The sequence below is a fragment of the Albimonas donghaensis genome (genome assembly GCF_900106695.1).
Taxonomy (GTDB): Bacteria; Pseudomonadota; Alphaproteobacteria; order Rhodobacterales; family Rhodobacteraceae; genus Albimonas; species Albimonas donghaensis.
The window spans coordinates 1-12764 of the sequence record NZ_FNMZ01000008.1 but is presented as its reverse complement, the minus strand read 5'-3'; the positions used below and the strand labels follow the sequence as shown (position 1 = coordinate 12764).

12 protein-coding genes and 1 tRNA gene are annotated in these 12764 nt (G+C 73.6%); 8 read left to right on the top strand and 5 right to left on the bottom strand.

Going from position 1 to position 12764, the window contains the following annotated elements:
• Positions 1-258 precede the first annotated feature (258 nt).
• From BLV24_RS17110 to BLV24_RS17095, 4 genes are all read right to left on the bottom strand, one after another.
• Positions 259-861, bottom strand: a complete 603-nt coding sequence (locus BLV24_RS17110; RefSeq protein WP_092684309.1) for a 2-hydroxychromene-2-carboxylate isomerase — start codon at positions 859-861, stop codon at positions 259-261.
• A 5-nt stretch (positions 862-866) separates the two neighbouring features.
• Entirely contained in the window at positions 867-1610 is a 744-nt protein-coding gene (locus BLV24_RS17105) for an SDR family NAD(P)-dependent oxidoreductase (RefSeq protein WP_092684057.1), read from the bottom strand.
• A gap of 196 nt (positions 1611-1806) precedes the next feature.
• Complete coding sequence (locus tag BLV24_RS17100; RefSeq protein ID WP_092684055.1) at positions 1807-2616, bottom strand: enoyl-CoA hydratase; 810 nt, start codon at positions 2614-2616, stop codon at positions 1807-1809.
• 121 nt (positions 2617-2737) lie between these two features.
• Positions 2738-3295 (bottom strand): LuxR family transcriptional regulator, encoded by a 558-nt coding sequence (locus BLV24_RS17095; RefSeq protein ID WP_092684054.1) that lies wholly within the window; start codon positions 3293-3295, stop codon positions 2738-2740.
• A gap of 121 nt (positions 3296-3416) precedes the next feature.
• On the opposite strand from BLV24_RS17095, the gene BLV24_RS17090 reads away from it, so the two are divergent.
• The 7 genes from BLV24_RS17090 (at position 3417) to BLV24_RS17060 (ending at position 11923) form a co-directional block, all read left to right on the top strand.
• Complete coding sequence (locus BLV24_RS17090) at positions 3417-4589, top strand: thiolase domain-containing protein (protein WP_092684052.1); 1173 nt, start codon at positions 3417-3419, stop codon at positions 4587-4589.
• 4 nt (positions 4590-4593) lie between these two features.
• Positions 4594-6129, top strand: a complete 1536-nt coding sequence (locus BLV24_RS17085) for a class I adenylate-forming enzyme family protein (protein ID WP_092684050.1) — start codon at positions 4594-4596, stop codon at positions 6127-6129.
• A 274-nt stretch (positions 6130-6403) separates the two neighbouring features.
• On the top strand, positions 6404-7786 hold the full coding sequence (locus tag BLV24_RS17080) for a bifunctional enoyl-CoA hydratase/phosphate acetyltransferase (protein WP_092684048.1): 1383 nt from the start codon (positions 6404-6406) through the stop codon (positions 7784-7786).
• Positions 7787-8198: 412 nt separating this feature from the next.
• Positions 8199-9578, top strand: coding sequence for an aspartate aminotransferase family protein (locus BLV24_RS17075; RefSeq protein ID WP_092684046.1), 1380 nt, complete (start codon positions 8199-8201; stop codon positions 9576-9578).
• Between the two features lie 264 nt (positions 9579-9842).
• A complete protein-coding gene (locus BLV24_RS17070) occupies positions 9843-10835 on the top strand; it encodes a FadR/GntR family transcriptional regulator (RefSeq protein ID WP_092684044.1) in 993 nt (330 codons plus the stop codon).
• Between the two features lie 216 nt (positions 10836-11051).
• Positions 11052-11753 carry an orotate phosphoribosyltransferase gene (locus tag BLV24_RS17065; RefSeq protein WP_092684042.1) on the top strand — a complete coding sequence of 234 codons (702 nt, stop codon included), beginning with the start codon at positions 11052-11054 and terminating at the stop codon, positions 11751-11753.
• 96 nt (positions 11754-11849) lie between these two features.
• A tRNA-Gly gene (locus BLV24_RS17060) sits at positions 11850-11923 on the top strand.
• 125 nt (positions 11924-12048) lie between these two features.
• Here the strand turns inward: BLV24_RS17060 and BLV24_RS17055 are convergent.
• Positions 12049-12459 (bottom strand): GFA family protein, encoded by a 411-nt coding sequence (locus BLV24_RS17055; protein WP_092684040.1) that lies wholly within the window; start codon positions 12457-12459, stop codon positions 12049-12051.
• Positions 12460-12669: 210 nt separating this feature from the next.
• Here BLV24_RS17055 and BLV24_RS22655 point away from each other — a divergent pair.
• Positions 12670-12764 (top strand): GTP-binding protein (locus BLV24_RS22655; RefSeq protein ID WP_018590913.1); only part of this gene is annotated, 95 nt, incomplete at its 3' end.

Here is a 12764-nt window from a genome sequence, read left to right as displayed (position 1 = left end):
CGGTCAAGCGGCCGGGACGGCTGGGGGGCGTTTCGACCATAAGCGGTCCCGCGGGCGCCATTGCTTGCGTCGAGGCGCGAGCGTCGGTCCGCGGGCGCGGATCGTGGGGGAACCCTGCTTGATCCCGGGGAGTCGCGCAAGCGGGACATACGCGCGGGAATGTCACCGCCTGCCCGCCCGCCCGTCCGCCCGCCTGCCCTCCCGTCCGCCCGCCCGGGATCGGGCGCCGGGTCAGGGCCGTCGCCGTCGCCGTCGGCGTCAGGCCTCGCGGGCGAAGCGGACGACGTCGGGCAGGTGCTCCTTGCCGAACCACATCTCCTCGCCCACGAAGAAGGTGGGGGAGCCGAAGCAGCCCCGCTCCACCGCCGCCGTGGTGCTGGCGACCAGTTCGGCCTTCACTTCCGGCGTCTGGGCCAGCGTCATCAGCCCGGCCCCGTCCAGCCCCGCCGCGTCGAGCGCCGCGACGACCACGTCCGGATCGTCCATCTTCAGCCCCTGCTCCCACATCGCGGCGTAGACCGCGTCGACATAGGCCTCGAACACGCCCGTCCGGCGGGCCGCGAAGGCCCCGCGCATGACGCCCAGCGTGTTGACCGGGAAATGCGGGTTGCGGCGATACGCGGTCAGGCCGTGAAGGCGCGCGAAACGCTCCATCTCGCGGCTCGAATAGGCGAGCTTGGCCGGAACGCCGGCGAAGGCCTGCATCGGCGAGACGTTGCCGGTGGCCTTGAACACGCCCCCGAGCAGGATCGGAACGTAGTCGAAGCGCGCCCCCTCCCGCGCCGCGAGGCCGGGGATGACGCGGTGGCAGAAATAGGCGTTGGGGCTGCCGAAATCGAACAGGAACTCGATGGGTGTCATGGGGGTCACCATTTCTCCGCGAAGGGACGGATCTCGGTCTCGAAGGACCAGGCGTCCTCGGACTGGGAATAGAGGGCCCAGTAGGTCTCGGCGACCGAGGCGGGGTTCATCAGCCGTCCCGGCGGCAGGGCGGCGAGCGCCTCCCGCCCCTCGCGGGCGGCGATGCGCTCCCGCACGAAATCGGTGTCCACGCCGGCGTCGATGACCAGGTGAGCGACGTGGATATGCTTCGGCCCCAGCTCCCGCGCCGCGGACTGGGCGACGGCGCGCAGGCCGAACTTCGCGGCGGCGAAGGCCGAAAAGCCCGAGCCCCCGCGCCGGGACGCCGTGGCCCCGGTGAAGAAGATCGCGCCGCGTTCGCGCGGGACCATGATCCGCGCAGCCTCCCGCGCCGTGACGAAGCCGGCGAAGCAGCCCATTTCCCAGACCTTGCGGAACACGCGGTCGGTGGTCTCGGTCAGCGGGAAGCTGACATTGCCGCCGATGTTGAAGATGCAGACCTCCAGCGGGGCGATGGCTTCGGCCTCGTCCAGGAAGGCGGCGAGGTCCTCGGGGTCGCGGGCGTCCAGGCTGCGGCCGGTGGCGCGGCCGCCCTCGGCCTCGATCTCGGCGATCAGGGGGGCGAGCTTGTCGCCGCCGCGCCGGCCCAGATGCACGGCGAATCCCTCTTGGGCGAAGCGCCGGGCGATGGCGGCGCCGATGAAGCTGCCGGCGCCGACGACGGCGACGGAGGCGTTGCGAGGCTGCATGACTCTCCCCTTTGCGCCGGGGGTCGCGACGCGGGGCCGGCCTCCGGTTCGATATGGACGCCGCCCGCGCGGGGCGGGCGGCTTTTCCAACGGGTAGAGCGTTCCGAAATGGAATGCAAAGAAAAGGAAAGGCGGCGGAGGGAAAGGGCGCCGGGGCGCCCGCCCCTCAGCCCCCCGTCCCTCAGCCGTCCGCCCCTCAGCTCTCCGCCGCGATCCGGCTGAAGTCGGGCGCGCGCTTTTCGCGGAACGCCGTGGCGGCCTCGCGGAATTCCGGCCCGGCGATGCACTTGGCGAAGATCGCGCCTTCCTCCGCCATGCGGGCCTTGATCCGGTCGGCGGGCAGATCGCGCAGCAGGGCCTTGGTCAGCTTCATCGCGGCCCGCGGACGGGCGGCGAGCGCCGCGGCGCGCTCGGCCACATGGGCGGCGAGCGCCTCGGCGGGCAGGACCGCGTTGACGATGCCGACCTCCTTGCCCTCGGAGGCCGGGAACATCTCCCCGAACATCATCAGTTCGGCGGCCTTGGCATGGCCCGCGAGACGGGGCAGCAGCAGCGAGGACGCGGCCTCCGGCACCAGCCCGAGATTGACGAAGGGCAGCTGCAGCCGCGCCCGGTCCGAGGCGTAGACCAGGTCGCAATGCAGCAGCATGGTGCAGCCGACCCCGATGGCCAGCCCGTCGACCTGCGCGATCAGCGGCTTGCCGAAGGTCGAGATGGCGTCGAGGAAGACGAAGGCCGGCGACGGCTCGCCCGGCTTGCGGGCGGTGAAGTCGGAGACGTCGTTGCCCGACGTGAACACCTCGCCCGCGCCCTTGATGACGGCCACGGCGATGGCCGGGTCGGCGTCGGCGGAGGCCAGCGCGTCGGCCACGCCCTTGTACATGGCGCCGTTGATGGCGTTTTTCTTCGCCGGGTTGGACAGGGTGATCCACATCACCGCGCCGTCGCGTTCGACGATCGCCTGCGGGGTCTCGGGGGTCTCGGCGGGGGTCTCGGGGGTGGTCATCGGGGGCTCCTCCTGTCGCCGGGGCGCGCGGCCCCGTTTCCGCGCTCACCCTCGGGGGGCGGCGCGGGGCGGTCAAGTCGGGACGTGACGTCCACGGCAGGCGGAGCGGCGGGCGGGCGGCCTACCCGGCGACGACGATCCGCGTCACCAGTTCGGCGGCGTTCCTGGCGTCCAGCTTGCGCAGGATGGCGGCCCGGTGAACCTCCACCGTGCGGTGAGAGATGGCGAGCGCGCGGGCGATCTCCTTGCTGGTGCGGCCGTTGACGACATGGGCGGCGATCTCGCGCTCCCGCGCGGTGAGGGTCGAGGGGCCGCCGCCTGCGCCGCCGGTCTCCAGCCGCTCGAAGGTCCAGACCGAGCGTTCGAACGGGTTCTCCGGCGTCAGGGTGCGGCCGCGCACGCGGGTCCAGAACACCTCTCCGTCGCGGGCCTGCATGAAGCGTTCGTCGACGTGATCGGGGCGGGAGCGCAGGACGCTCAGCCAGCGCTCCCCCGTCGCGCGGAAGTCGCCGGCGGAGGGGTAGAGCAGGCGCACCGACCGCCCGGTCAGCTCCGCCTCCGGCCAGCCGAACAGCCGCGCGGCGGCGGCGTTGGCGGCGAGGATGCGGCGGTCCCCCAGCGCCATCATCGCCAGCGGCGCGGCGCGGAAGGCGAGGGCGGCGAGCTCGGGATCGGCCATATCGGGGCTCCGTGACGAACGCGTAGGTCTCTACGTAGTCCCACGCATGGCGGTGGCGCGCCAGAGGCGCGACATTCGCTGCCGAAACGCGCCGGGAGGGCGCGGCGGAGGGAGAAACGCCATGGGCGACGCGATCCACATCACCGGCAGCGGCCACACGAAATTCGGGCGCCTGCCCGACAGCCTCGAAGACCTGATCGTCGAGGCCGCCCGCGAGGCGATGGAGGAGGCGCAGGTCCCCCCCTCGGAGATCGACGCGGTGTTTCTCGGGCATTTCAATTCGGGGCTGGCCTCGGACGGCTTCGCCTCCTCGCTGATCCACCAGGCGCATCCGGACCTGCGCTTCACCCCGGCGGCGCGCTGCGAGAACGCCTGCGCCTCGGGCGCCGCGGCGATCCATGCGGGCATGAACGCGATCCGGGCCGGGCGGGCGCGCACGGTGCTGGTGGTGGGGGCCGAGAAGATGACCCACCGGCCCACGCCCGACGTGACCGCGGCGCTGGCCGGCGCCGGCTACCAGAACGACCCCGCCGAGGCCGCGCTGAGCTTCCCTCAGGTCTTCGGTCTGGCCGCGCAGGGCTACGCGGACCGGCATCGCGATCCGCTGGGGGACATGGCGCGCATCGCCTCGAAGAACCACGGCAACGCGATGAGGAACCCGCTCGCCCAGATGCACCGGGAGATGAGCGTCGAGGCCTGCGCCACGGTGACCGACAAGAATCCGCTGATCGCGCCGCCGCTGCGGCTGTCGGACTGCTCGCTGATCACCGACGGGGCGGCGGCGATCGTGCTGCAGGCCGAGGATGCGGCCGCCGACGCGCCGCGCCGGGTTCGGGTGGCGGCGGCCGAGCATGTCTCGGACTTCCTGCCCATGTCGCGCCGCGATTTCCTGAAATTCGAGGGCCCGGCCCGCGCCATCGCCCAGGCCTATGCGGCGGCGGGGATCACCGTGGCGGATCTCGACTTCGCCGAGGTGCATGACTGCTTCACCATCGCCGAGCTGCTGATCTACGAGGCCATGGGCCTCGCCCCCGCGGGTCGGGGCGGCGACGCGCTGGCCGAGGGCGTGGTGATGGCGGTGGGGGCGACGCCCGTGAACCTCTCCGGCGGGCTGAAGGCCAAGGGGCACCCGGTGGGGGCGACGGGCGTGTCGATGCACGCGCTGGGTTTCCGGCAGTTGACCGGGCGGGCCGGCGACATGCAGCGCAAGGGCGCCGAGACCGGCCTGCTGTTCAACATGGGCGGGGCGGCGGTGGCCAATTACGCCACCGTGCTGGCCGCCGACCGGGCCTGAGCCGATGAACCTCGCGACCTGGCTGCGCCAGTCGGCGCTGGCCTGGCCGGGTCGCCCGGCGATCCATGCGGGCGACCGGCTGTTCTCGGATTACCGCGGACTGACGGCGCGGGCGGCGGCGCTGGGCGCGGGGCTGGCCGCGCGCGGCGTAGGCAAGGGGGACCGCGTGGCGATCTTCCTCGCCAACCGGCCGGAATACCTCGAGATCCTTCACGCCTGCTGGTGGATCGGCGCGGCGGCCGTGCCGGTCAACTGCAAGCTGCACCCGGCCGAGGCCGCGTGGATCCTCGATCATTCCGGCGCGGCGCTGGCGCTTACGGATGACGGCGCCTCCGTGCCCGACGCGCCCTGTCCGGAACTCGCCGTCGACGGCCCGGACTACGCGTCGATGATCGCGCCGGGACTGGCCCCGGACGCCCCCCTCCCCGCGCCCGAGGCCTTGCCGGGCGAGGCGCTGGCCTGGCTGTTCTACACGTCGGGCACCACGGGGCGGCCCAAGGGGGTGATGCTTTCGCATGCCAACCTGATGCACATGACCCTGTGCTTCGGGACCGACGTGGACCGCATCCTGCCCGGGGACGTGTCGCTCTACGCCGCGCCGATGTCCCATGGGGCGGGGCTCTACGCGCTGGCCTATATCCGGGCGGCGGCGGCGCATCTGGTCCCCGACAGCCGCGGCTTCGATCCGGCGGAGATCATCCGGCTGGCGGGCGCCCCCGGGAACCTGTGCTTCTTCGCGGCGCCGACGATGATCAAGCGCCTGACCGCCGCGGCGCGGGCGCAGGGCTGGGACGGAACCGGCCTGCGCACCGTGGTCTATGGCGGCGGCCCGATGTACGGCGCCGATATCGACGAGGCGCTGGACGTCCTCGGCCCCCGCTTCGTGCAGATCTACGGCCAGGGCGAAAGCCCGATGACCATCACCGCCCTGTCGCGGGACCTGGTGGCGGACGAAACCCATCCGGACTGGCGGGCGCGCCGGGATTCGGTGGGGCAGGCGCAGGCCTGCGCCGAACTGGCGATCCTCGGCCCGGACCGCCGCCCCCTGCCGCCCGGCGAGGCCGGGGAGATCGCCGTGCGCGCGCCCACCGTCATGCTCGGCTACTGGCGGAACCCGGAGGCGACCGCCGAGACCCTGCGCGACGGCTGGCTGATGACCGGGGATCTCGGGCGGCTCTCGGCCGACGGGTTCCTGACGCTGACCGACCGCTCGAAGGACGTGATCATCTCGGGCGGGACCAACATCTACCCGCGCGAGGTGGAGGAGGCGCTGCTGACCCATCCGGAGGTGTTCGAGGTCGCCGTCGTCGGCCGCCCCGACCCCGAATGGGGGGAGGCGGTGGTGGCGTTCGTCGCGCCCGTTCCGGGAGCGGCCTGCGCCTCCGAGGCTCTGGACGCCTGGTGCCGCGGCCGTATCGCCGGGTTCAAGCGCCCGAAGGCGTATCGGCTGGTCGAGGCGCTGCCCAAGAACAGCTACGGCAAGGTGCTGAAGACCGAACTGCGCGCCCTGCTGGCTGCGGAAGATGGTGACACGTCATGACGCGGCGGAGGGGCTGCGCGCCCGGCGCCTCGGAACGCCGGAGGACATCGTCGAGGCGGCCTGACGCCTCTCCGCCCCGAAGGCGGGCCGGGCGAGAGACGCGGCGCTGAGGGTCGAAGGCGACCGGAAGGCCCGCTTCCCCACCCCGTGCCCACGCCCGCCGGGTCGCCTGAATCGTCGCGGCCCGACCTTGGTCATCGCGTCCCGCGCGGCGATGCGGCAGTCTGCGCCGCGGCGCCGCTAGACGGCGTTCTGGACGCGAGGGACCGGCGCGATGCGCGAGAACCTGACCTATGACGAGATCGAGCCGGGCGCGACCGCCGGGCTGACCCGGCTCTGCGCCGCGGACGACCTCTTCGCCTTCGCCCATTGCTCGGGCAACCACAATCCGCTGCATCTCGCCGACCGGGACGGGGATGGCGACGGGGTGGCGGAGGCGGAGGCGCCGAGCCTCTGGGTGGCCTCGCTGATCTCGGCCCTGCTGGGCTGGCGGCTGCCGGGGCCCGGTGTGGCGCTGGAGCGGCTGGACCTGCGCTTCGAGGGCCGGGCCTGCGCCGGAGAGGAGCTGCGCGCCGAGGTCGAGGTGCTGGAGAAACTGGGCGAGGGCCGGGTGCGCTTCGCGGTCTCGGTGTCGCGTCCCGCCGACGGGGCCCGCCTGCTGACCGGCGAGGCGGTGGCCCGCGCGCCGTTGAAGAAGCTGCGCTTCGCGGAGACCGAGATCCCCGGCCTCACCGTGCAGCGCCATATGCATTTCGACCGGCTTATCGCGCAGGCGCGGGCGCTGGGCTCGGTCTCCATCGCGGTGGCGGCGGCGGGGGGCGTGTCGGCGCTGGCCGGCGCGCTGGAGGCGGCGGAGGCCGGGCTGATCCGCCCGATCCTGGTGGGCGACCCGACGAAGATCGCCGAGGCGGCCTCGGAGCTGGGCGCGGATCTCGGCGCCTACGAGATCGTGGCCGCCGACACCGAGGAGCATGCGGCCGAAGCCGCCGTGGCCCTGGTGCGCGAGGGCCGGGCCGAGGCGCTGATGAAGGGGAACCTGCATACCGATCACCTGCTCCGGGCGATTCTCGACCGGACCCACGGGCTGCGGGCGGGGCGCCGGCTGACCCATGTGTTCGTGATGGACGTGCCGGGGCTGGGGCGCCCGCTGCTGATCTCGGACGCGGCGATCAACATCGCGCCGGACCTGGAGACCAAGGCCGACATCGTGCGCAACGCCATCGACTGCGCGCGGGCCATCGGGATCGAGGTTCCCAAGGTCGGCGTGCTCTCGGCGGTGGAGCTGGTGAACCCGGCGATCCCGTCGAGCATGGATGCGGCGCTGCTGTCGAAGATGGCGGAGCGGGGGCAGATCACCGGCGGGCTGGTGGACGGACCGCTGGCGATGGACAACGCGGTGGATCTGGGGGCTGCGCGGACCAAGGGGATCAAGTCGATGGTGGCGGGGCGGGCGGATGCGCTGATCGCGCCGAATCTCGATGCGGGCAACATGATCGCCAAGGAGCTGGCCTATATCGCCCATGCCGAGGCGGCGGGGGTGGTGCTCGGGGCGCGGGCGCCGGTGGTGCTGACCTCCAGGGCCGACGGGCCGGAGGCGCGGCTGGCGAGCTGCGCGGTGGCGGCCTTGTGCCGGGCCTGGTCGGCGGGGAACCGGTGAGTTGAGGGGCCGGGGGGGCGGGCCGGGGTCGGGACTCGCGTCCCTGCGGGCCGCATCGCCCGCCCGCCGGCCCGCCCGTCGGCCTGGACGCTGGCCCGGGCGCGCGCCATGTCGGACGGGGGAGGGCATGGCGGGGATGCAGGTCCGGAATGCCGGATGATCGGTGTCCCCCGGGGCGCGCTTTCCGCTCATTCACCTTCGCAGTCTGATCGAGGCGCATGGCGTGGTCGCTTTCGCAGGCCGTCGAGCCCTGATTCCGACGGGGCCGGCGGGCGGGCGAGGCGCCCTCGGGGCGCGAGTCCCGACCCCGGCTCCGGCCCCGCCCCCTGCCGCGGCGCCCCGTTGACCCGCAGGGAGACGCGCCGCAGGCTGCGCCCGTAGCCGCGCCCTCAACCGCGCCCGGAGCCCGCCCATGAACGCCTCCCTCTCCCCGGTCATGCACCGGGTGCTCGACGCCTCCCTGCCGCTCGCCGAGGCCGGCGAGGGCGTGTGGATCGCCGACGCCTCCGGACGGCGCTGGCTCGACGCCTCGGGCGGGGCGGCGGTGTCCTGCCTCGGCCACAACCATCCCCGCGTCCTGGAGGCCATCCGCGACCAGGCCGGCCGGCTCGCCTACGCCCATTCCGGCTTCTTCGCCAACGCCCCCTCCGAGGCGCTGGCCGAAAAGCTGCTGGCCCGCGCGCCAGAAACCTTCCGCGGCGGCGCGGTGCTGTTCCTGGGCTCCGGATCCGAGGCGATGGAGGCCGCGATCAAGCTCGCCCGGCAATACTGGCTGGAGGTCGGCGAGCCCGGCCGCGACCGCTTCGTCGCCCGCGACATGGCCTATCACGGCAACACCCTGGGCGCGCTGGCGCTGGGCGGGCATCCGTCGCGCCGCGCGCCCTACGCGCCGCTGCTGATGGACGTGGCCCGCGCCCCCGCCGCCTTCGCCCATCGGCTCGCCCGGGCGGGAGAGACCGAGACCGCCTACGCCGCCCGCGCCGCCGCGGGCCTGCAGGCCGCGCTCGACGCCAACGGCCCCGGCCGCACCGCGGCCTTCGCGGCGGAGACGGTGTCGGGCGCCTCGCTGGGCGCGGCGCCGGCCCCCGCGGGCTACTTCGCCCGCATCCGCGAGATCTGCGACGCCGACGGCGCCCTGTTCATCGCCGACGAGGTCATGTGCGGCATGGGCCGCTGCGGGACGTATTTCGCCTTCGAGCAGGAGGGCGTCGCCCCCGACCTGATCGTCATCGCCAAGGGGCTGGGGGCGGGGTTCATGCCGGTCTCCGCGGTGCTGGTCTCCGGCCGGGTGGCGGGGGCGATGCGGGCGGGCTCGGCCCGGCTCGCCAATGGCCACACCTACATGTCCCACGCGCTCGCCTGCGCCGGGGCGCTCGCGGTGCTGGAGACCATCGAGGCCGAGGACCTGCTGGCCCGCGTGACGCCGCTGGGCGCGCATCTCGACGCCGCGCTGCGCGACCTGCTGGGCGAGGACCGCAATGTCGGCGACATCCGCGGGCGCGGCCTGTTCCGGGCGGTGGAGCTGGTCGCCGACCGGGACACGGGGGCGCCGTTCCCGGCCTCGGACGGACTCGCCGACCGGGTGCGGGCAGAGGGCATGGCGGGCGGGCTGATCTGCTATCCGTCGCCCGGCGCGGAATGGATCGAACCCGACGGAACGCCCGCGCGCTGCGGCGATCACCTGTTGCTGGCCCCCGCCTTCATCAGCACCGAGGCCGAGATCGAGCAGGCCGCCGAGCGCGCCGTCGGCGCCGTTCGCCGGGCGCTGGGGCGGGTCCGAGGGCGCGCGTGACGGTCCGCCGACCGGGGGGAGCGGACCGAAGCGGGGCCCGCGCCCGTCGCCGCGCCGGCCGGGCGCGTAAGTTTCATGAGAGAATTGATTTCCTGTCAAACTGATCTAGGCTGCGCGCTACGTCAGTCTCGAATCGCGCCGTCGCGAAACCGCTCCGGTTCGGGCAGGGGCTGACCGAGCCGGCAGGCCCCCGCGCCGCGGCTCGCGAATCCCGGGCGCGGCCGCGCCGGGATCCTCCTGCGCCCTCGGGGCCGGAGGTCTGGATTGAACGACACGCCGAAACCGGACGACAGCGCCCAGACCGCCCTTCGGGCCCTTCGCGACGTGCTGCGCGCGCCGCCCGAACGGTCCGACGCGCGCCTGCCGCCGACCGAGGTCCTGGCCCGCCGCCTCCATGTGACGCCGCGCGCGTTGCTTCGGGCGCAGGCGGTGCTGGAGTTCGAAGCCCTGATCTGGCTCAACAAGCAGGGTGTCGCCTATGGCATCCACTCGGTGCGCCGCGCCGCGGCGCTCGGCCCCGCCATGTCCCAGCTGGAGGCGCGGTTGCGGCTGGAGCCCGAAATCGCCGCCCTCGCCGCCATGCGGGCCACGCCCGGGGATCTGCGCCTGCTGCGCCGGCTGGCCGCGCGCGAGGTCGCGTCCTCGGACAGCGAGGACGCCGAGCTGTGGTCGGGCGCTCTGCATCGGGCCGTGGCGACCGTCGCGCGCAATCCCGCGCTGCTGGCGGCGTTCGAGAGCATCGACGACCACCGGGAGTCGCCGGAGTGGCGCGACCTCGCCGAGCGCACCGAATGGTCGCGCTACGAGGGCCGGCCCCTGGGCGCGGCCGATCACGGCGCGCTGATCGAGGCCATCGCCGCCGGCGATCCCGAGGACGCCGCCAACGCCATGCGCGGCCATCTCCTGCACATGGCCGAGCGGATGGAATGGGAGCTCGACGCCATCTCGCGGGAAAGCGCGCTGCGCGACGCCGACGCCGACGCCGACGGCCGCGGCAAGCGGCCGGGGGACGGGCCCGGGCCGCGCCGCGCGCCGCGCAAGCCCGCCGCTCCGAAGGGCCGCCGGCGCGCGCCCCCATTCCCGTCCCCGCCCCTATCCCCGTCCTCGCTCCCGCCCTCCTCAAGGGACGCAAGCGGCCCTTCGGCGGGTTCCGACGACGCGTCGCGCCGGGGCGCCCGGCCCCGCTCGAACCCCGGCTCGGACCCCGGCTCGGACCATGACGCCGGGGGCGGCTCCGAAGGCGACCCCGATCGCTGACGCTCCGCGCCCCGCCGACCGCCGGCGCGGGCGCCGCCCCGCGACCGGGCCGGGCGCGCCATTCCCGGCCGAAGGGAGGCCCGACGGGCTTCCCTCCGCCCCTCTCAACGGCTAATCGGAACGCCGAGGGGCGCGGACCCGTCCGCCCCCGCCCCGTTCCTCCGCCCGGCCCGGCCCCTGGTCCCGCGCCCGGCGCCGCTGCCCCGGAGACGCGCCATGTCCTTCGCCTACCACGACCCCGAACTCGCCGCCGAGCTGACCGCGCGCGCGCTGCTGGAGGTCGAGGCGGTGAACTTCCGCGCCGACGAGCCCTTCAAGCTCACCTCGGGGCTCGCCTCGCCGGTCTATATCGACTGCCGCAAGCTGATCTCCTTCCCCCGGGTGCGCTCGACCCTGATGGATCTCGCCACCGCGCGGGTGATGCGCGACGCGGGCATGGAGAAGTTCGACGCGGTGGCGGGCGGCGAGACCGCCGGCATCCCCTTCGCCGCCTGGATCGCCGAGCGCATGGGCCTGCCGATGCTCTATGTGCGCAAGAAGCCCAAGGGGTTCGGCAAGGGCGCCCAGATCGAGGGCTATTTCGAGGAAGGCGCCAACGTGCTGCTGGTCGAGGATCTGACCACCGACGGCGGCTCCAAGCTGGTCTTCGCCGAGGCGCTGAGGAAGGCCGGGGCCGCGTGCACCGACACGCTGGTGCTGTTCTTCTACGACGTTTTCCCCGGCGCGCGGGACGGGCTGGCGAAGGAGGGGCTGACGCTCCACAACCTCGCCTCCTGGCGGGACGTGCTGGCGCTGGCGCGCTCGGGCGATCACCTGGGGCGCAAGTTCGACCGGGCGACGCTGGATCAGGTCGGCGCGTTCCTGGCCGATCCCTACGCCTGGTCGGCGGCCCATGGCGGCAAGGCCGGCCCCGACTGAACCCCGACTGATCCCCGTCGCGGGTCCGGCGGGGGCCTGCGCGGCGCGCGGGGGTTCTTGACGGAGCCCTCGCCGCGCCGTAGGTCCGGGCGCGAGGCGGGCGTGATGTAGTGGTAGCCTGTCAGCCTTCCAAGCTGAACGTGCGGGTTCGATTCCCGCCGCCCGCTCCACCCCCCCCGGCGTCGAGGGTCTCGGCGCATCATCGATTTCGAAACGCGCTTGCGGGCCGGCGATTCGCCGGACGGGCGGAGGCGCGCGCATTCGCCCCCCCCCGGCCCGCCCGGCCCCCGCTCGCTCAGCGGGGCGGCAGCTTGTCGAAGCTGGGCTTGCCCTCGGGCGCCTGGTGGAAGGGCTGGGAGTCGCAGGTGAAGATCGCGAGATCCGGCCCGCCATAGGCCCCTGCGGGATCGTCCAGCGTGCCCACCTTCACCACCACCAGCGGCCGCCCCGGCAGGCGCGTGGTCATGTGCGTGCCGCAGGTCGGGCAGTATTCGCGGGTGCGCGCGCCCTCGATATCCGTGCGGGTGAACGTCGCCGGCGTCCCCTGCGTCCAGGAGAATCCGTCTTCCGGCATCATCATGAAGTAGTTCGGCCCGCCGCCCGAGATGTACTGGCACTCCCGGCAATGGCACTGCGCCTTCATCACCGGGTCGCCCGCCGCCTCATAGCGCGTCGCGCCGCAATAGCATCCGCCCTGAATCGTCATTTCGTCGCTCCTCCCGTCATTGCCGCGTTTCGCGGTCCGCCATACCGGCGCTTCGCATCGGACCATGACGCCGCGCCGCGCGCAATTCGCGCGTGCGATTTCGCCCCGAGGCGCCGGCGCCTGTTGCGCCTCCCGCGAAATCGCACTATGCGGGCGCGGTCAAATCCTGAGGGTCCGCCGCGAGACCCGCCACGACTGAGGACACCCGCGATGGCCAAGGCGAAATTCGAGCGCAACAAGCCGCACGTGAACATCGGCACGATCGGTCACGTCGACCACGGCAAGACGACGCTGACGGCGGCGAT